The organism is Pseudomonas sp., from assembly GCF_051660785.1.
Taxonomy (GTDB): domain Bacteria; phylum Pseudomonadota; class Gammaproteobacteria; order Pseudomonadales; family Pseudomonadaceae; genus Aquipseudomonas.
Map to the genome: position 1 here is coordinate 1 of NZ_JBOFQE010000052.1, position 19,594 is coordinate 19,594.

Consider the following 19,594-nt stretch of genomic DNA (forward strand, 5'->3'; position numbering starts at 1 on the left):
CTCGACCAGAAACGGTTAATCGGGCATTTTTATGAGTGTTCACTCGGGGCCTCCAGGTACTTGGTTTGGTTCGCACCTCCAATTTCCCGGAAAAGCCCCGAGTGAACAACCTACAGAGAGATCACAGCTAGCTCCCACAAGGGCAGCGCAGTACCTGTGGGAGCTAGCCTGCTAGCGAAGAACGATGACGCGGTCAAACGTCAGGCACAAAAAAAAGCGTCCCGATCGGGACGCTTTTTTTATGTGCTGGAATCGCTTACTTCAGCGTAACCGTGCCTTTCATCATCGAGATGTGGCCCGGGAACGAGCAGAAGAAGCCGTACTTCTCGTTGGCATCGAGCTTCGACACGTCGAAGGTCACCGAGTCGGTTTCCTTGGCACCAATGATTTTGGTGTGGGCGATGACCCGTGTATCACCATCTTTCAGGTAGTTCTTGTCGATACCGGCGGCCAGGCCATCGGTTGCGATCGGCTGCATGTCAGCCTCTTTGCTCAACACCCAGTTATGGCCCATGACGTTTTTCGGCAAGCTGCCGGAATGTTTCAGCTCAACGGTGAACGTTTTGCAGCTTTTGTCGATTTCGATGGCCTTGGTGTCGAAGGACATCTGATCGGTGGAGTCGACAGTGACCTTGCATTCGGCAGCCATCAGTTGGCTGCTGGCCAGCGTCAGCAGGGATACCGCAACAAGTTTGGCAAACATGGTGAATCTCCAAGGCAGGGTTAACAAAAGTGCGAATGGACAGAAGACTGCCTGAAAACTTCGCAAGTTCCTATGACCTGAATCAAAAATTGTATACAACTTTCGGGCTATGACACCTATCGAAACAATCTACCAGCCAGACGTCTGGCCCGGCCCTATCATCAGGGCGTCATCTCTCATCTGGAGCGCCTGTCATGTCCATCAACAGCTTTTTGTGCAGTTTGCTCGCCGCTTATGCCTGTGGCGCCAGCGGCACCTTTGAAACACCGGAACGCGAAGTTTAGACCTTGGAGCGCCGCGCGCCTGCCTTTACTCTGTGGCCATCCCGACCATGGAGTAAGGCATGTCTTTAGCGTCCGTTTGTATATTTTGCGGTGCCAGCACCGGCACCAATCCGGCTTATCGTGAAGCGGCTGTCGCCCTCGGGCGAGCACTGGCCGAGCGCAAGCTGACCCTGGTTTATGGCGGTGGCGCCGTCGGGCTGATGGGCATCGTCGCCGATGCGGCACTGGCGGCCGGCGGTGAAGTGATCGGGATCATCCCGCAAAGCCTGAAAGACAAGGAAATCGGCCACAGCGGCCTGACTCGCCTGGAAGTGGTCGACGGGATGCATGCGCGCAAGGCTCGGATGGCCGAGCTCAGCGACGCATTTATCGCGCTGCCCGGCGGCCTGGGCACCCTGGAAGAACTGTTCGAAGTCTGGACCTGGGGCCAACTCGGCTACCACGGCAAACCACTCGGATTGCTGGAAGTGAACGGTTTCTACAGCAAATTGACCGGTTTTCTTGATCATATCGTCGGCGAAGGCTTCGTTCGTGAAGCGCACCGTGACATGCTGCAAGTGAGCGAATCGCCGCAAACCCTGCTCGATGCCCTGGACGCCTGGCAGCCGACCGTGGTGCCCAAATGGACAGAGCAAAAACCCAGCTAACGGCTCGGTGCCGATACAGGGCAGAATATGCGCCGCTCAACCTCACCTTCGACCCCAGAGGATCGCCCATGGCTAAACCTAATTATTCCTTCGCCAAACGTCAGAGAGACTTGGCCAAGGAGCAGAAGAAAGAGGAAAAGCTTCAGCGCAAGAAAGCTACAGCTGAAGAAGAAGCAGCAGCACTGAACCCGGATGCCGAAGGCGAAGTGGCTACAGACGAAACTGAAGCACCGAAAGATCAGGCGCCCGACGCCTGAGACCCTCAGGGCCCGATGATCTGATCAGGCCCACCGGATCTGTGTCCAGGGTCAGCAGTTCCTTGCTGACCCTCACAGGCCAATCCTGAAATACCCCATCCAGAAATCACCGCACATCCCCCTGTGGGAGATAGCTTTGTGGCGAGGGGATTTAGCGAAACGTCGCACCGCCCCGTTGGGTCGCGAAGCGGCCCTAAAAAATGGGACTGCTGCGCAGTCCAACGGGGATAAATCCCCTCGCCACAAAGCTCGCTCCACATTGGATCATTTGTTATTCGAGTGGCATCACGGTGACGCGGACTTCAGGGTCATGATTGCCTCCCCCCAGAATCACCCCACGCAACGGCGAAACATCGGAGAAATCCCGACCCCAGGCCAGGGTTATGTGCTCCAGCGCCGGTTGCACATTGTTGGTCGGATCAAAATCCACCCAGCCAAGCACCGGGCAAAACACTGAAACCCAGGCATGCGATGCATCGGCGCCGATCAGTCGCGGCTGGCCGGGCGGTGGCTGGGTCAGCAGGTAGCCGCTGATGTAACGCGCCGCCAGTCCGCGGGAGCGCACGCAAGCGAGCATCAGGTGAGCAAAGTCCTGACAAACCCCGCGTCGACGTTCCAGCACCTCCACCAGCGGCGTCGCCACTTGGGTCGCTTCGGCGTCGAAGGTGAATTCGCTGAAAATCTTCTCCATCAATGCCTGGACGCCCAGCAACAACGGCCGGCCCGGTGGAAAACAGCTTTGCGAGAAGTCGACAAAGTTGCGTTTCAAATGCACATAGGGCGACTCGAACCGGTAACGGCACGCTTCCAGCAAAGCATGGGAAAGCGGCTGACTGCTGTAGGTCAGCGCGTTGCGGGTTTCTTCCCACGCGGGGGATTGATTGAAATCCAGCGTTGGCCGGGCCAGCACCTCGACGGTGAGTCGGGCGTTGACCAGCAATTCATCGTGCGGCCGCTCAAACGCCAACCGGGTAAGCGGATTGCCAAACACATCCAGCTCATCCCGGCGCGAGGTCGGGTCGGGACTGATCTGCAAGTGCTGCTCGGTGCAGCGCTGCCAGGCACAGGCCCGTGGCCACAGGTGCGCGAGTTGCTGGGCCAGGGACACCGGGCTGTCGTAGTGATAATGGGTGTCGTGGAGAATCTGGTAATGAGCGCTCATCAGACGGACACCGTGCGCTGGCTGACATCATCGACATGGGCGAAATGGCGCAGGGCCAGACGATCCGACACTTGTCCGCTGGCGTCTGCGATCTCTTGCAGTAAATCGGCCAGCCCCTCGATGGCCGCACGAACGCTCGCTTCGCCGAACAGCGAATTCTCCAGGCAACCCAGATCGAAACGCGCCAGTCGCTCCACCAGTTGCGGCAGACCCGCTTCGCGAGGCACGCCGAAGTCATCATTCAAGCGTTTCAATGTGCGGGTCACCAGTTTCAACTGGAACAGCACCGCGTGAGGGTTTTGCTCGTCGAGCAGCAAAAGATCAAGTACAGGAATCAACTGCGCCACCGCCAGATACCGCGAACGGTAGGTGATGCTGCTGTTGCCCAGTTCCAGCAGCCATTCCAGCCCGGCCTGATCGAAGGCACCGGCTCCGCGCAGAAACGCCGCCAGACTGCCGCTGAGAAATTGCAGCCGCTCGATCCGCCGGCCGATCATCAGGAAACGCCAGCCTTCATCCCGGGTCATGTCGTCCAGGGCAAAACCGGACAGCGCCGCCAGGGACATCACCAGACGGTTGAGGAAATCCAGCAACTCGCCAAAATCCGCTTCTTCGGTTTCCAGCTCCATGGCTTCGCGCTGCAATTCCACCAGCGCCTGCCAGTTTTCCCGCGAGAGCTTGCCGCGCACTTGCGAAGCCGCCCACTGCAAGCGCTGCAAGTTGGAGCGTAGGCTGAAAGGCCAATCATCGCCCAGTAACGCGGCCAACAGCCGTTCGGGCAACTCGCCTTCGTCCGGCAGCAGGTTCAGGCGCTCACCGAGATCGACCGCCGCTTCCAGAGCCTGTGGATCGTCGCCATCGACGTAGCGCGCCAGCATGATCCGCAGCAGTCGAGCGCTGTCATCACACCGCTCGCAATAGCGGCCAAACCAGAACAGGTTCTCGACCACCCGCGACGGCAGGTACGGATCTCGTCGAACCAGATCATGCACACCGATCGTGCGCTGGGTTTTCCATTGCTCGCCGCTGGGAGGACGATCCCCCAACACCCAAGTGTCTTTGCTCGCACCGCCGCGCTGCATCGACACCACTTCGGCATCTGCTTCGGCGGCCACCCGGGTCAAACCGCCGGGCAGCACTCGATAGCCGTCGCGACTGGCCACCGCATACACACGCATACCGATGGCTCGCGGTTGCAACTGACCGTCCTCGGCCTGCCAGATCGGCGCCTGGGACAACTGCGCCAATTCTTGCGCGACATAGGCATAAGGCCGTGCCTGCATGCGCTCGGCTAGGGCCTGGCGCTGTTTTTCACTCAGATCGCGGCCAAACACGGGTGCAAAGCTTTGCGACGGGAAAGCGGGTTTGATCAGCAACTCCGGCAATTTCTCCAACGCCTGAGCCAGCACCGGCGCTTCGCCGCACCACCACGTTGCGATGGAGGGAAGGATCAGTTCCTCGCCAAACAGGAATTGATTGATCTTCGGCAGAAAACCGAGCAACCCCGGGGACTCCAGCACGCCACTGCCGAGGGCATTGGCCACCAGCACCCGCCCCTGCCGCACGGCTTCGAGCAGACCCGGCACGCCGAGCGCCGAATCGGTCCGCAGTTCCAGCGGATCGCAGAAGTCGTCGTCGAGCCGTCGCATGATCGCGTGAACCCGGCGCAGGCCACTGAGGGTTTTCAGGTACACCGTGGCATCGCGCACTGTGAGGTCGCCGCCTTCGACCAGTGGATAACCGAGCTGGCGCGCCAGATAAAGATGTTCGAAATAGCTTTCGTTGAAACGCCCTGGCGTCAGCAGCACGATCAGCGGCACGTCATCATCGCTGGGCGCCTGACGGGCGAGGGTTTCCTGAAGCGTGCGGAAGAACCCGGCCAGGTGCTGCACCTTCAGGTCCCGGTACAACTCGGGAAAGGCCCGGGACACGATGGTGCGGTTTTCCAACGCATAGCCGGCACCGGATGGCGCTTGAGTCCGGTCCGCCGTCACCCACCAGCGGCCGTCCGGCGTACGTGCCAGATCCACGGCGTACAAATGCAGAAAGGCCCCGTCCGGTGGGGTAATGCCCTGACAGGGCCAGAGGAAATTGTTGTGACCGAAGACCAGTTCCGCCGGCAGCAGCCCTTCGGCAATCAAGCGCTGCGGGCCATAGAGGTCAGCCAGCACGGAGTTCAACAGCCGAGCCCGCTGGGCGATCCCGGCCGATAAATGCTGCCACTCATCCGCCGCAATCACGTGCGGTAGCAAGTCCAGTTCCCACGGCCGATCGGCGCCCTTGGGGTCGGCGTAGACGTTGTAGGTCACGCCGTTTTCCTGGATCTGCCGGGTCAACAGGGCCTGACGCTGCACCAATTGCGCTGGCGTGCTGCGTTGCAATTGGTCGAACAACCGGCGCCAGTGCGGCCTTACGGCGCCGCTGTCGTCGAGCAGTTCGTGATAAGTGCCCGCCGTCAGCGGGTAGCGGTCAAGCAGGTCAGGCATGGAAAGCTCGGCAGACAGCAAAGACGGTCAGACTAACGCAGGCTCATGACGCCCGGATATACGAAAAATCCGAGCGTCGCGTACGGTTTAGAAACGTCGCAAATCGAGTGTCATCGGTAGCTCGTCGTTAATTTCCACATTCGGTATAGGAAGTTTCCCCGGGCTGTGTCCGATGCGGAAGAACCGCGCCATCCGCCGGCTCTCGGCCTCATTGGCGTTCACCGGCAGGCTGTCGTAGTTGCGCCCGCCCGGATGGGCGACGTGGTACTGACAGCCACCCAGCGAACGCTGCATCCAGGTGTCGAGCAGGTCGAACACCAACGGCGCGTGGACCGGGATGGTCGGTTGCAGGCAGTTGGCCGGTTGCCAGGCACGGAAGCGCACGCCAGCGACAAACTCACCGACTCGCCCGGTCGGCTGCAAGGGCACCGGAACGCCGTTGCACGTCAGTAAATAACGCTGCGGCGCCAGGCCGGTGAGTTTGACCTGCAAGCGCTCCAGCGATGAATCCACGTAGCGCACGGTGCCGCCGACAGCGCCCTCCTCGCCCAGCACATGCCACGGCTCCAGCGCCTGACGCACTTCCAGCTCGATACCACTGACGGCGTAATCGCCGACCTTCGGAAAGCGAAACTCCAGATGCGCGGCAAACCACTCCGCCCGCACGGGATAACCGGCGGCATTGAGATCGACGATCACATCGGCGAAATCCTGCTCGATAAAGTGCGGCAACAGGAATCGGTCATGCAGCTCCGTGCCCCAGCGCGCAAGCTTCGGCGGCGCATAAGGCTCGCGCCAGAACCGCGCGACCAGCGCCCGCAGCAACAACTGTTGCGCCAGGCTCATGCGCGCATGTGGCGGCATTTCAAAGGCACGCAACTCGAGCAAGCCAAGACGCCCGGTCGCGCCATCCGGCGAGTAGAGCTTGTCGATGCAGAACTCGGCGCGGTGCGTATTACCGGTGACGTCGATCAGCAAGTTGCGCAGCAACCGGTCGACCAGCCATGGCGCGCACTCCTCGCCCGGTTCCGGCATTTGCGCGAAGGCGATTTCCAGTTCGTACAACGCATCGTTGCGCGCTTCGTCGACGCGCGGAGCCTGGGACGTCGGGCCGATGAACAATCCGGAAAACAGGTAGGACAATGACGGGTGGTTATGCCAATAACTGATCAGGCTGCGCAGCAGATCGGGCCGGCGCAAAAACGGTGAGTCCGCCGGCGTCGCGCCACCCAGGACGAAATGGTTACCGCCGCCGGTGCCGGTGTGCCGTCCGTCGATCATGAATTTCTCGGTGGTCAGTCGGGTCTGGCGTGCTTCTTCGTACAGAAACTCGGTGCGCTCGACCAGCTCGTCCCAGGTGGCGGACGGCTGCACGTTAACCTCGATCACGCCCGGATCGGGGGTGATGCGGAAGTTGCTCAGGCGTGGATCACTCGGTGGCTCATAGCCTTCCAGCAAAATCGGGCAATGCAGTTCCTGCGCCGTGGCTTCGATTGCGGTGACCAGTTCCAGATAGTCCTCGACCCGTTCCAGCGGCGGCATGAACAGGTACAACCGACCTTCCCGCGCCTCGGCGCAGAACGCGGTGCGGGTCAGCCAATCGGCGGATTCATCGATCTCCAGGTCGCGCTCGACCGTCTCGGCCGCTGATCCCGGACTGTTCAGTTGCTGAGTGTCTGGAAGCGCGGGGAATTCCTGGTTCGGGTCGTTCGGGTAGATGAACGGATACTCGGCGGCTTTTACCCAAGGCTGCGAACCGAGCGGCAAGCGATAACCCAGCGGCGAATCCCCCGGCACCAATCGACAATGCTCGTCACGCAGATACCAGCGACCGCTTTGCCATTGATCACCCTTGGCGGTGCGCGCCAGTGGCAGGACCTGACCGATCACCTTGTCCAGGCCCTGGCTGAAGACTTTACGCAGGCGCGCCCGCTCCAGTGGTTCTTCGAGGCGTGAGTCTTCGGCACTGACGTTCTGCGGCAACGTGCCTTCGCGCCAGAGGTAGTAGAAATTGTCTTCGTAGGCCGGGAACACAAAGCGTGTCGGAATTTTCAGGCGTTCGGCGACGCTCGCCAGAAATCGCCCGGCCAGTTCGCCATCGGCACCGTAGTCTTCCTGCTCATCGGCGATCAGCGCGCTGTTGTGCCAGATCGGCACGCCATCACGGCGCCAATAGCAGTTGAGTGACCAGCGTGGCAGTTGCTCGCCGGGATACCACTTGCCCTGACCAAAATGCACCAGGCCCTTGGGCGCGTAATGTTTACGCATGCGTTGGAAAAGTTCAGCCGACAGCCGGCGTTTGTCCGGCCCGAGCGCGGCGGTGTTCCACTCGGCGCCGTCCGGGTCATCGATGGACACGAAGGTCGGCTCGCCGCCCATGGTCAGGCGCACGTCGCCTGCCAGCAGATCGGCATCGATCTGCCGGCCCAGCGCCTGGATCGCCAGCCACTGGTCTTCGGTGTAGGGCTTGGTGACCCGCGGTGCTTCCCAAATCCGCTCCACGGACATTTCGTGAGTGAACTCGCACTCGCACGGTTCCACCAGGCCGCTGATCGGTGCCGCTGAGCCCGGATCGGGACTGCACGCCAACGGAATGTGTCCTTCACCGGCAAACAGCCCTGACGTCGCGTCCAGGCCGATCCAGCCGGCACCGGGCAAATACACCTCGCACCAGGCGTGCAGGTCGGTGAAGTCCACTTCCGTACCCGAGGGGCCGTCGAGGCTTTTGACGTCGGCGGTGAGTTGAATCAGGTATCCGGAGACGAAACGCGCCGCCAGCCCGAGGTTGCGCAGCAGTTGCACCAGCAACCACGCCGAGTCGCGGCAGGAACCGGAGGCGTGTTCGAGGGTGTGTTCGGGGGTTTGTACGCCGGGTTCCATGCGGATCAGATAGCCGATGTCTTCGCTAAGGCGCTGGTTGAGCGCCACGAGGAAATCCACGCTCGGCAGCGGTGTGCGGTCGATGCCGTCCAGATAGGCCTTGAACTTCGGCGTCAGGGGCAAGGTTTCCAGGTACGGCGCCAGTTCCTTGCGCTCGTCCGCGGCGTAGGTGAACGGGATCTTCTCTGCATAGGGCTCGAGGAAGAAGTCGAAGGGATTGAAGACCGCCATCTCCGCGAGCAGATCGACCTCGATCCGCAGCTCGTTGGTTTTCTCCGGGAACACCAACCGCGCCAGGTAATTGCCTTGGGGGTCCTGCTGCCAGTTGATGAAATGCTGTTCGGGAGAAACTTTCAGCGCATAGGACAATATCCGCGTACGACTGTGGGCGGCCGGGCGCAGGCGAACGATCTGCGGACCGAGCTCGACGGCGCGGTCGTAGCGGTAATGCGTGACGTGGTGCAATGCGACATGAATCGACACGGCGTGCCTCCTGCGAGCCTTAAGCGTATTGGAAAGCGCGCAAAACTTATGCCATCCAGCGGCGCTGGCGCTTTCTTCGGTTGCTTGAGGCAGTACAGCACCAAAATCGGGCGATGCGGGAAATTGGTTGGGAGGAGTTGCACGGAAATGTTGCGGAGGGGGGTTAGGTCGGGCTCGGACTTTGTGTTCGACTTGGGATCCAGCCCTCACCCTAGCCCTCTCCCGGGGGGAGAGGGGACTGACCGAGTTGTTCTTAGAGCTACATCGACCTGAGAGATCGAGCCGAACTCAGGTTTGAAACGCATGGAGATCGGCTCCCTTTCCCCCTCTCCCCTGTGGGGAGAGGGGACTGACCGAGTTGTTCTTAGAGCGACATCGACCTGAGAGATCGAGCCGAACTCAGGTTTGAAACGCATGGAGATCGGCTCCCTTTCCCCCTCTCCCCTGTGGGGAGAGGGGACTGACCGAGTTGTTCTTAGAGCTATATCGACCTGAGAGATCGAGCCGAACTCAGGTTTGAAAGGCTTGGAGATCGGCTCCCTTTCCCCCATGGGGAGAGGGCTGGGCGGGCGGCGTTCCGATGAAGGGTGGATCCTACTGACACAGCACAATTTCCAGCAGCCACAACGCACAACGCCAACCCGAAGGTTGGCGTTCTGTTCAGCTCAAGCGAGGCTTAGCGCGGCACAACCGGCTTACGCGCAGGCTTTGGCCCTTTGCCTTTGGCCGCATCCTTGCGCTCCTTGGCTGCCTGCTGGTTGCGGGCGAATGCCGCCGCCTTGGCCTGTTCACGCTTGTCCCATGGATTACCACCATCACTGGCGCGCGGTGGCAAGCCCGTGTGCTGGGTCAGGATTTTGGTGGTCTTCTCACCCGCGACTTTGTGACTACCGGCTGGCGTCGAGTTCTTGCGACGAGCGCTCTGGTAGCTGTCGGTGGCCGGCTGATGCAGCGGGATCAACTGGTTCTTGCCCGGCCCGATCAGGTCGGCGCGGCCCATGCGGGTCAGCGCTTCACGCAGCATCGGCCAGCCTTTCGGGTCGTGATAACGCAAGAACGCCTTGTGCAGGCGACGCTGCTCTTCGCTCTTGACGATGGTCACCGCGTCGCTCTTGTAAGTGACCTTGCGCAGCGGGTTCTTGCCCGAGTGGTACATCGCGGTGGCGGTGGCCATCGGCGACGGGTAGAACGCCTGCACCTGGTCGGCGCGGAAGCCGTTACCCTTGAGCCACAGGGCCAGGTTCATCATGTCTTCGTCGGTGGTGCCCGGGTGAGCGGCGATGAAGTACGGAATCAGGTACTGCTCTTTCCCGGCTTCCTTGGTGTACTTCTCGAACATGCGCTTGAACTTGTCATAGCTGCCAATGCCCGGTTTCATCATCTGGTTGAGCGGACCTTCCTCGGTGTGCTCCGGGGCGATCTTCAGGTAACCACCGACGTGGTGAGTCACCAGCTCCTTGACGTATTCCGGCGACTCGACTGCAAGGTCGTAGCGCAGGCCGGAGGCGATCAGGATCTTCTTCACACCCGGCAACGCACGGGCGCTGCGATAGAGCTGGATCAGCGACGAGTGGTCAGTGTTCAGGTTCGGGCAAATGCCAGGAAACACGCACGATGGCTTACGGCACGCGGATTCGATTTCCGGAGTCTTGCAGGCAATGCGGTACATGTTTGCGGTCGGGCCGCCGAGGTCGGAAATGACGCCGGTGAAGCCTGGCACCTTGTCGCGGATCTCTTCGATTTCGCGAATGATCGACTCTTCGGAACGGTTCTGGATGATCCGGCCTTCGTGCTCGGTGATCGAGCAGAACGTACAGCCGCCGAAGCAGCCACGCATGATGTTCACCGAGAAGCGGATCATGTCGTAGGCCGGGATTTTTTCCTTGCCGTACGCCGGGTGCGGGACTCGTGCGTAAGGCATGCCGAACACGTAGTCCATTTCTTCGGTGGTCATCGGAATCGGCGGCGGGTTGAACCAGACGTCGACTTCGCCATGCTTCTGTACCAGCGCACGGGCGTTGCCCGGGTTGGTTTCCAGGTGAAGCACGCGGTTGGCGTGAGCGTAAAGAACGGCGTCGCCACGGACTTTTTCAACCGACGGCAGACGGATCACGGTCTTGTCGCGGGTCATTTTCGGGCTGGCCAGGATCTGCACGACCTTGGCTTCGCTTGGATCTTCAACCGGACCTTTTTCCTGCTCGATGGCGCAGGCCTGGGTGTCCTGGGTGTTGACGTACGGGTTGATGATCTTGTCGACCTTGCCCGGACGGTCGATACGCGTGGAATCGACTTCGTACCAGTCTTTTGGCGTATCGCGACGGATAAACGCCGTGCCGCGCACATCAGTGATGTCTTCGATCTTGTGACCGTAGGACAGACGCTGGGCGACTTCGACGATCGCGCGCTCGGCGTTGCCGTAGAGCAGGATGTCGGCGCAGGCGTCGATCAGGATCGAGTTGCGCACCCGGTCCTGCCAGTAGTCGTAGTGGGCGATGCGGCGCAGGGAGGCTTCGATGCCACCGAGCACGATCGGCACGTGATTGTAGGCTTCCTTGCAGCGCTGGCTGTAAACCAGGCTCGCGCGGTCCGGACGTTTACCTGCCATGCCACCGGGGGTGTAGGCGTCATCGGAACGGATTTTCTTGTCGGCGGTGTAGCGGTTGATCATCGAATCCATGTTGCCGGCCGCGACGCCGAAGAACAGGTTCGGCTCGCCGAGCTTCATGAAGTCGTCTTTGGACTGCCAGTTTGGCTGGGCAATGATCCCGACGCGGAAGCCTTGCGACTCCAGCAGCCGGCCAATGATTGCCATGCCGAAAGACGGGTGGTCGACGTACGCATCACCGGTAACGATGATGATGTCGCATGAATCCCAGCCAAGCTGATCCATCTCCTCCCTGCTCATCGGCAGGAATGGCGCGGGTCCGAAACATTCGGCCCAATATTTTGGATAGTCAAATAACGGCTTGGCTGCTTGCATGTCGATGACCGGTGTTGAGATGAAAAATCGCGGGCGCGGAATATAGCACAAATTTTGACCAATTCCGACGACAGCAGTCGGTTTCTCTTCGCCCCGACCGCCGTTCATCAATAATCGAAATAGTTTTCAGGCGTTTACACAATCGGCAATGAAGCCAATCACCTCGTCAGTACCCCCTTCATGGGTGCTGAATCGCTCAAGGATGAGAGTCAATGTCACCGAAACCACCTAACAGAAGCACCACCACCGTCGAAGTTGATATCCCGCGCCGACCGCTGAACGAGCCCCCATTGCGGGCAGATTCGCCGCCCCGTCTCGATGGCTCATCCTCCCTGTGGCATCCACAAAAACCCAGGGAATCAGGCCGGGCATCAGGGGACGCCGACCTGGATGCCATCACCCCAGTGCCATCGGTAACCATCCGGGAGCTACAGCCCCCCGCGCCTCCCCCTCTCAGTTCCGCCCACCGCCCACTGGACGATTACCGCATCGCTTCTGCCGCCCACTTGCCGACAGCTGACGCGCAAGGTTTCAGGACGTTCAAGGGCCGTCTGTTCGTCGACGTGTTCGACGCCGGCACCGTACCTGTCGGCCAGGATCCTGATAGTGGCCTGTACCGGGCCAAGCTGCCGAACGAACTTCAAGCTTCAGGACCGATGCTCGTGCGAGATCCCGACAGCACGCTCTGGCATCGGCTGGATGATCTGGAGTCAATGACCTTTTCCTTGACCGCCACCCGACTGGAAGCCTTCCGGACCCAGCTGGATTTCACCGGTGTCGACCCTGACAGCAAAGGGCTACACCAGCACGACGGGAAACTCTATGCGGTCATCGAGGACCATGCTTATCAGGTGCTGCATGACAGGGATGCGTCATCTGCGCAGGTTGCCGTAATGCGCATCGTACGCCCTGAAGATCCCATCGCCCTGGACGCCGATAACCTTTATGTGGCGACGCGGCCCGGCCGCTCTGAAGCAGTTATTTTCAACGTGCAGACAGGCTGGACCGGTCTCGTTGTCGGGGGCGCGGGTGGAATGTGGTCGGGGCCGAACCGCTCTGGCAGAAGTCCGTTGGCCACTCGGCTAAGTGCACTCGTTGGCCTGATGAATAACCCGCGAGCCCGTGTTCGCAAACTGTTTCCGTCCTTTGACCACGAGCAGGTCACCGCTTTTATCCAGTCATTGGGAGACGATGTTGCGGGAGGACTGACTCGCCGGGAAACCGAGTACGCGACGCTCAAACAGCAATTGCGCGCAATGAAACAGGAAAATACTCGGTCATCTTCCGACGCTTCTGCTAAAGAGATCCTGCGTTGTTGGCGCCGGGAAACAGGGACAACATTCACCTTGGCGCATGAGGGCGTAATTCTGCCGGCGTTGCGCGCGGATTTCAGCCATATCGAAACGCTTGAGCTCAAATCAATCAACTGGTCGACTGGGGCCGACACCTTCCTCGACTGCTTCCCCACACTGAAGAACTTGAGCATCACCCAATCCCGGCTGGAAAAACTGCCCGCCTCGATCAATGACATGCCCCAATTGACCTCGCTTGATCTGCATTCGAACCGCATCACACTGGATGAACAAAGCGCGCTTCGGCTGAGCGCATTGGGCAAGCTTGAAAACATCGATCTGTCAGGCAATGCACTGGGCATACTTCCCGATTTCAGCAACATGTCCGGGTTAAAGATGCTCAATCTCCGCCGCACCGGTATCGATCAATGGCCGACAGGATTGCAAAACCAGAACGGCCTGGACGTCGTCGACTTGCGCAACAATCGATTGAAGGAGGTTCCACAGACCCACTTCAACCCTCCCGTCGATCAGCTCGAAGTCACCGCCCGCATCAACAACGTCACGCTGCTGGAGGGCAACGCTTTTCCTGCCGACTACTGGCAACACTTTGACAGCTACTGGCAACGCCTGGGTCGGGTTCACCCCAACCTGCTCGCGAGTGCCAAGCCCGGCGCATTCTATTGCGCCGATCCCCGAATTGAACGGTGGCAGCGAATGTTCCCGGACAATTCCCTTTCGCAGGCCCGTCTATTCATCTTCGAGTCAGGCGCAAGGGTCGAAACCGAGCTGGTTCGGCTCGAGCGGGAATTCAATTCGCTGGAGGAACACTTGAGTGCATGGTCTTTCTCCGGAGGCGGCACTCATCAGCGCTACGTACGGGCGAACCAGATTCGACTTGAACATGGTGTGGTGGCTGATCGGTACGAAGCACGTAATCGAATATTGAAATGCTGGAGACGGGAAACACCGCAGATGCTCGCCAATGACGGAACGCCCATCGGCCTGGAGCTCGATCTGAGCGGCCTGATCCTGCCGAGCTTGCCCGATCTGGATGTTGATTTCAGCCATGTCGGCTCACTGAAGTTGAACAACATGTACCTGAGTGCTTCTCCGGAAGGCTTCCTCTCACGCTTCCGACACGTACGCTGGCTAGACCTGTCGAACAATCAACTGCGAGATCTTCCTCCAGCAGTCGGCGAAATGCACAGCATGACGCGCCTGTTTCTGCAGAAAAACCAGATCATTCTTACCCCGGAAACTGCCGGGATTCTGTCAGGGCGAGTAACGCTCAGAGCATTGATCCTCAGCGAAAATCCATTGGGCATTGCACCGGATTTCAGTCAGATAACGGATATGCGCTCACTTTATTTGTCGAGCACAAACATAGAGAACTGGCCGACCGGGCTGGGCGAACAATCGTTGCTTGACCGAATAGAGCTCAGCGGTAACCGGATCACAACGATTCCTGACTCGGTCATCGCGCCGCCCGATGAGCGCCTGGCACACACGGCGCGCCTTAACGACGTAACCAATGTAAGCCGCAATCCACTGTCGGATGCCACCCTGGAGCAAGTTCGGCAATATGGTGATCGACTGATAGCGGCGGGGGTGACAGCAGTTCACGATCGTGCAAGCCTGGTAGCAACCGCACGGATCCGGCCAATCAGCTCCTGGCGCGTAATTCAGGCGGAAGGCCCCTTTCGACGCTGGAAAACGGGCTTGTCCGAAGCACAGATATCGGCCAGAAAAGCCCAGTGGCAGGCATTGAGTGAACAACTGGGCGCAGATTCCTTTTTCGAGATCCTCAATCGTCTGGATACCGGCGGAACCGAACACGCGGACTTGCAACGCAGGGTCTGGGCAGTACTGGATACGATCAGCGAAAACAGTCCGCAATCGGAAAAGTTGCGCCGGGAAATGTTCGACCGGGCGGGCGAACCGACCTGCTGTGACCGTGCTGCCTTTTCCTTCAGCAATCTGGAAATCATGTCGCTGGTGTACAAGGCGCGCACCCAGGCCATGGATCAAACACAAGGTCTGCAACTCTCGACTTTATCCCGAGGCCTGTTCCGGCTGCATGAGGTCGATAAATTCGCATCGGCCGATATCCAGCGTAGCGAAGCGATCGTCAATGATCCCACCGCGTCGGCAGCGCTTAAGCAACGGCATCGCCCTCGCCTTGGGGAGGAGATCGAGATCAGGCTGGCTTATCGCTTCGGTCTCAAGGATCGGCTTCAGTTACCGGGGCAACCTGAACACGTCAACTTCATCTCGTTGGGAAAAGTGACCCCGCAGATGCTGAATGACGCCTATAAAAAAATCATCGCACTGGATAACTCGCCCGAAGAACGCCATGCGTTGCTCTCGAGAGATTTCTGGCTGGATTACGTGACGAATAAATATCGCCTGCAATTCGAAGCGCAGAGCAAGCCCTACCAGGAGCGATTGGCCAACTTGCATGAACGCCTTGCCGCAGAGCAAATTACAGAGGCTGTTTACAAGGTGCAAAGCGATGACTTGCAAGCGCAACTCGCGATTGAGGAAGCCGAGTTGATGCAGAAGCTGACCCAGCAAGAGCTGGTCGAACCACCCCTTTCCAGCACCACAGACAGCGTTGCCTGATCGACCGGGGTGAAACGAAATGAGGACTGCTGGCCGCAAATCCCGGCCAGCGGTTACTCGTCGTCGAAGTTGTAGCTGCCCGGCGCCAGGTTTTCGAAGCGGGTGTACTTGCCGATGAACGCCAGTCGCGACGTACCGATCGGGCCGTTCCGCTGCTTGCCGATGATGATCTCGGCGATGCCTTTGTGCTCGGTTTCCGGGTGGTACACCTCGTCCCGGTACACGAACATGATCACGTCAGCATCCTGCTCGATCGCTCCGGATTCCCGGAGGTCGGAGTTGATCGGGCGTTTGTTCGGTCGTTGCTCCAGGGAGCGGTTGAGCTGGGACAACGCCACCACCGGGCAGTTGAATTCCTTGGCCAGGGCCTTCAAGGAACGGGAGATCTCGGAAATCTCGTTGGTCCGGTTGTCGCCACCGGAACCCGGGATCTGCATCAATTGCAGGTAGTCGATCATGATCAGGGCCACGTCGCCGTGCTCACGCACCAGGCGTCGAGTCCGTGCGCGCATTTCCGACGGGCTGATACCGGCCGTGTCGTCGATAAACAACTTGCGATCATTGAGCAGGTTGACCGCCGAGGTCAGGCGCGGCCAATCGTCGTCGTCCAGGCGACCGGCACGGACCTTGGTCTGGTCGATACGACCGAGGGACGAAAGCATACGCATGATCAGCGATTCGCCTGGCATCTCGAGCGAGTAAACCAGTACGCACTTGTCGCTGCGCAGCACGGCGTTTTCCACCAGGTTCATCGCAAAGGTGGTTTTACCCATGGACGGACGGCCGGCGACGATGATCAGGTCGGACGGCTGCAGGCCGCTGGTCTTCTCGTCGAGGTCGGTGTAGCCGGTGGACAGGCCAGTGATGGCGTTGTCGGTGTTGAACAAGGTGTCGATGCGGTCGATGGCCTTGGTCAGCAGGTCGTTCACGCTTACCGGGCCGCCGGTTTTTGGCCGGGCCTCGGCAATCTGGAAGATCTGCCGTTCGGCTTCGTCGAGGATCTCTTCAGCCGTGCGGCCTTCCGGGTTGAACGCGCTGTCGGCAATCTCGGTGGCGATGCCGATCAACTGCCGCAACGTCGCCCGTGCGCGGACGATCTGCGCATACGCCTTGATGTTGGCGACGGACGGCGTGTTCTTCGCCAGCTCACCCAGGTAACCGAGGCCGCCGACTTGCGAGGTCTGACCTTCCTTGTCCAACTGCTCGGCAAGGGTCACGACGTCGATGGGGGAGTTCTGGTCGGCGAGCTTGGCGATCGCGCGGAAGATCAGGCGGTGGTCATGTCGATAGAAATCGCCGTCGGAGACTTGATCAAGCACGCGTTCCCAGGCGTTGTTGTCCAGCATCAGACCACCGAGCACGGCCTGTTCGGCCTCGATGGAATGCGGCGGCACCTTCAGGGCAGCGGTTTGCAGATCGTATTGCTCGGGAGCGGAGATATCGTTCATGGCCACTTGGTTATATTAGAAAAGCAGGGTGTGAAAAACAGGAACTGCAGAAAGACAAAGGGCACGACCTGTAAACAGGATCGTGCCCGATGTTACCGGCAAGCACCCAAGGGTGCCAGCCGACAAGTACTACTTAAGCTGCTACCACGACAACGCGTACGGTGGCTTCAACTTCGGCGTGCAGGTGCACGGCTACGTCGAATTCGCCTACGTTGCGGATGGTGCCGTTCGGCAGACGAACTTCGCTTTTTGCAACTTCAACGCCAGAGGCGGTCAGTGCATCAGCGATGTCGTGAGTACCGATCGAACCGAACAGCTTGCCTTCGTCACCAGCGGTGGCAGTGATAGTCACTTCCAGCTCAGCCAGTTGGGCGGCACGGCTTTCAGCCGAAGTCTTACGGTCTGCTGCGGCTTTTTCCAGCTCAGCGCGACGCTCTTCGAACGCAGCCAGGTTGGCAGCGGTCGCAGCGGTAGCTTTGCCGTAAGGCAGCAGGTAGTTACGACCGTAACCAGCCTTGACGTTTACTTTGTCACCCAGGTTGCCCAGGTTGGTGACTTTTTCCAGAAGGATCAGTTGCATGTGAAAATCCTCTTAACTTTTAACCTTCACCGTTCGCGCTATCGGCGTCTTTCGGCGCCGAACGACCGCGAAAATCAATCAGGCTGTCGACGATGGCCAAGACCACCAGCAACGGATAGATCAGCTGCATGAACAGCAACAGCGTGACGTACAACCCCACCAGCCAGAACCTGGCCAGTCGCTTTTGCGCCACCAGCCCGTGAATCAGGGCCAGCCCGGCGAACACCAGCGGTACGCTGCACAACGGCGTCAACATGGCCATCTGAGGACCGATGTTCGGCCCCAGAAGCATGAACGCCAGCAGCAACATCGCCGGTAAAAGCGGGAATCGGATGGCGCGAAACTCGCGACCAAAACCACCCGGGTTGTACAACAACGCCTGCCAGTAGCGCCCGACAATCAGGCTCAGCACACTGACGATTTGCAACAAGGCCGCAATCAGGCCGGTCAGGACCGGTGCAATCAGGGACGCAAAATGCGCTTGCTCGTCTACCGACAACTTCTGGTAGACATCACCGAGTAGCGACGGCATGACCTTTATCAAAGCCTGCGCCAGCATCTCGATTTGGGGAGCAAAAACTGTCCCCAGCACCACTGCAAACACCACTCCCATCGCTATGCTGACCAGCAGCACGCGGTTCCAGGACTCGCTTGCGCGCAAAACCAACGCAAGGCTCGAAGACCCCAGCAGCACCAGAAGTGCCCGTGGGTCATCGGAGTAAAGCCACCAGATCAACGCCGGCAGCAGTCCCAGAGCAAGTACGCCAATGGCGTCCTTCAATCCGCGCCGCAGGAGCACAAGGCATCCAGCGGCAGCACCCAACCAATACAACAACGGCAATATTGCGCATCCAGCCACTACCAGAGTGGCCTGCATACGGCCGCGCATGATGAACTCAGCTAAGGCGCGCATGCATTCAATCCTTTGCTACGTGTCGACTGCCCGGTCTCAGCGGCCGTGGCTGTCGGTGTAGGCCAGCAGGGCCAGGAAGCGGGCGCGCTTGATAGCGGTGGCCAGCTGACGCTGATAACGAGCTTTGGTACCGGTGATGCGGCTTGGAACGATTTTGCCGGTCTCGGATACGTAGGCTTTCAGAGTGTTGAGATCTTTGTAATCGATCTCTTTCACGTCTTCAGCGGTGAAGCGGCAGAATTTACGACGACGGAAGAAACGTGCCATTTGATAGGCTCCTTAAAAGGTCCGTGGATTACTCGTCAGCGTTATCGCTGTTGTCGCTGTCATCACTATCAGCGCTTTCAGCGCCTTCGTGCTCAGGACGGTCGCGACGCTCACGGCGCTCACTGCGGTTTTCTTCAGCCTTGAGCATCTCGGATTGGCCGGTAACGGCTTCTTCGCGACGGATGACCAGGTTACGGATCACTGCATCGTTGTAGCGGAAGTTGTCTTCCAGCTCGGCCAGGGCCTTGCCAGTGCATTCAACGTTCAGCATCACGTAGTGAGCCTTGTGAACATTGTTGATTGCGTAGGCCAGTTGACGACGGCCCCAATCTTCCAGACGGTGGATTTTGCCGCCGTCTTCTTCGATCAGCTTGGTGTAACGCTCAACCATGCCGCCGACTTGCTCGCTTTGATCCGGGTGGACCAAAAAGATGATTTCGTAATGACGCATGAATGCTCCTTACGGGTTGTAGCCTGCCGCTCAAAAGCGGTCAGACAAGGAGTGAATGACACTTATGGACTTGCTGGCGATAGACACATGCGTGCCTGCCGTCACAGCAAGGGGCGCAATTGTAGAGAAGGGACAG

13 protein-coding genes are annotated in these 19,594 nt (G+C 59.4%); 3 read left to right on the forward strand and 10 right to left on the reverse strand.

Features of this window, described 5'->3' with window-relative positions; all coding sequences use genetic code 11:
- Positions 1-256: 256 nt before the first annotated feature.
- Positions 257-703 (reverse strand): azurin, encoded by a 447-nt coding sequence (azu, locus tag ACRC4F_RS12090; RefSeq protein ID WP_438659517.1) that lies wholly within the window; start codon positions 701-703, stop codon positions 257-259.
- A 343-nt stretch (positions 704-1,046) separates the two neighbouring features.
- Here azu and ACRC4F_RS12095 point away from each other — a divergent pair, with 343 nt between their 5' ends.
- Together ACRC4F_RS12095 and ACRC4F_RS12100 are read left to right on the forward strand one after the other, a co-directional pair.
- Complete coding sequence (locus ACRC4F_RS12095) at positions 1,047-1,634, forward strand: TIGR00730 family Rossman fold protein (RefSeq protein ID WP_407014588.1); 588 nt, start codon at positions 1,047-1,049, stop codon at positions 1,632-1,634.
- Positions 1,635-1,702: 68 nt separating this feature from the next.
- A complete protein-coding gene (locus tag ACRC4F_RS12100; protein ID WP_007947526.1) occupies positions 1,703-1,891 on the forward strand; it encodes a hypothetical protein in 189 nt (62 codons plus the stop codon).
- Between the two features lie 271 nt (positions 1,892-2,162).
- Here ACRC4F_RS12100 and ACRC4F_RS12105 read toward each other — a convergent pair whose 3' ends face one another.
- The 4 genes from ACRC4F_RS12105 to ACRC4F_RS12120 all read right to left on the reverse strand — a co-directional run bounded on the left by ACRC4F_RS12105 (position 2,163) and on the right by ACRC4F_RS12120 (position 11,882).
- Complete coding sequence (locus tag ACRC4F_RS12105) at positions 2,163-3,053, reverse strand: transglutaminase family protein (RefSeq protein WP_438659518.1); 891 nt, start codon at positions 3,051-3,053, stop codon at positions 2,163-2,165.
- Positions 3,053-5,539, reverse strand: coding sequence for a circularly permuted type 2 ATP-grasp protein (locus ACRC4F_RS12110; RefSeq protein WP_438659519.1), 2,487 nt, complete (start codon positions 5,537-5,539; stop codon positions 3,053-3,055). Before ACRC4F_RS12110 ends, ACRC4F_RS12105 begins: the two co-directional genes overlap by 1 nt.
- Positions 5,540-5,626: 87 nt before the next feature.
- Positions 5,627-8,902: a DUF2126 domain-containing protein gene (locus ACRC4F_RS12115; protein ID WP_438659520.1), complete on the reverse strand. Its 3,276-nt coding sequence runs from the start codon at positions 8,900-8,902 to the stop codon at positions 5,627-5,629.
- A 676-nt stretch (positions 8,903-9,578) separates the two neighbouring features.
- The gene (locus ACRC4F_RS12120) at positions 9,579-11,882 is read right to left on the reverse strand and encodes a YgiQ family radical SAM protein (protein WP_438659521.1); all 2,304 of its coding nucleotides are present in this window, start codon (positions 11,880-11,882) and stop codon (positions 9,579-9,581) included.
- A 212-nt stretch (positions 11,883-12,094) separates the two neighbouring features.
- On the opposite strand from ACRC4F_RS12120, the gene ACRC4F_RS12125 reads away from it, so the two are divergent.
- Complete coding sequence (locus tag ACRC4F_RS12125) at positions 12,095-15,799, forward strand: NEL-type E3 ubiquitin ligase domain-containing protein (RefSeq protein ID WP_438659522.1); 3,705 nt, start codon at positions 12,095-12,097, stop codon at positions 15,797-15,799.
- Between the two features lie 53 nt (positions 15,800-15,852).
- On the opposite strand, the gene dnaB is transcribed toward ACRC4F_RS12125, so the two are convergent.
- The 5 genes from dnaB to rpsF form a co-directional block, all read right to left on the reverse strand.
- Positions 15,853-17,247 (reverse strand): replicative DNA helicase, encoded by a 1,395-nt coding sequence (gene dnaB, locus ACRC4F_RS12130; protein WP_109627711.1) that lies wholly within the window; start codon positions 17,245-17,247, stop codon positions 15,853-15,855.
- Positions 17,248-17,380: 133 nt separating this feature from the next.
- On the reverse strand, positions 17,381-17,827 hold the full coding sequence (gene rplI, locus ACRC4F_RS12135; RefSeq protein WP_003197251.1) for a 50S ribosomal protein L9: 447 nt from the start codon (positions 17,825-17,827) through the stop codon (positions 17,381-17,383).
- Between the two features lie 19 nt (positions 17,828-17,846).
- A complete protein-coding gene (locus tag ACRC4F_RS12140; RefSeq protein WP_219093637.1) occupies positions 17,847-18,740 on the reverse strand; it encodes a hypothetical protein in 894 nt (297 codons plus the stop codon).
- Between the two features lie 36 nt (positions 18,741-18,776).
- On the reverse strand, positions 18,777-19,007 hold the full coding sequence (gene rpsR, locus ACRC4F_RS12145; protein ID WP_002551829.1) for a 30S ribosomal protein S18: 231 nt from the start codon (positions 19,005-19,007) through the stop codon (positions 18,777-18,779).
- Between the two features lie 28 nt (positions 19,008-19,035).
- A complete protein-coding gene (rpsF, locus tag ACRC4F_RS12150; RefSeq protein ID WP_003217491.1) occupies positions 19,036-19,458 on the reverse strand; it encodes a 30S ribosomal protein S6 in 423 nt (140 codons plus the stop codon).
- Positions 19,459-19,594: the final 136 nt, after the last annotated feature.

Bases quoted from the DNA above. Each gene is read 5' to 3' on its own strand.
- rpsF (WP_003217491.1), bottom strand. From the start codon at position 19,458: ATGCGTCATTACGAAATCATCTTTTTGGTCCACCCGGATCAAAGCGAG.
- rplI (WP_003197251.1), bottom strand. From the start codon at position 17,827: ATGCAACTGATCCTTCTGGAAAAAGTCACCAACCTGGGCAACCTGGGT.
- ACRC4F_RS12100 (WP_007947526.1), top strand. From the start codon at position 1,703: ATGGCTAAACCTAATTATTCCTTCGCCAAACGTCAGAGAGACTTGGCC.
- ACRC4F_RS12105 (WP_438659518.1), bottom strand. From the start codon at position 3,053: ATGAGCGCTCATTACCAGATTCTCCACGACACCCATTATCACTACGAC.
- ACRC4F_RS12095 (WP_407014588.1), top strand. From the start codon at position 1,047: ATGTCTTTAGCGTCCGTTTGTATATTTTGCGGTGCCAGCACCGGCACC.
- ACRC4F_RS12125 (WP_438659522.1), top strand. From the start codon at position 12,095: ATGTCACCGAAACCACCTAACAGAAGCACCACCACCGTCGAAGTTGAT.
- rpsR (WP_002551829.1), bottom strand. From the start codon at position 19,007: ATGGCACGTTTCTTCCGTCGTCGTAAATTCTGCCGCTTCACCGCTGAA.
- ACRC4F_RS12110 (WP_438659519.1), bottom strand. From the start codon at position 5,539: ATGCCTGACCTGCTTGACCGCTACCCGCTGACGGCGGGCACTTATCAC.
- azu (WP_438659517.1), bottom strand. From the start codon at position 703: ATGTTTGCCAAACTTGTTGCGGTATCCCTGCTGACGCTGGCCAGCAGC.
- ACRC4F_RS12140 (WP_219093637.1), bottom strand. From the start codon at position 18,740: ATGCGCGCCTTAGCTGAGTTCATCATGCGCGGCCGTATGCAGGCCACT.
- ACRC4F_RS12120 (WP_438659521.1), bottom strand. From the start codon at position 11,882: ATGCAAGCAGCCAAGCCGTTATTTGACTATCCAAAATATTGGGCCGAA.
- dnaB (WP_109627711.1), bottom strand. From the start codon at position 17,247: ATGAACGATATCTCCGCTCCCGAGCAATACGATCTGCAAACCGCTGCC.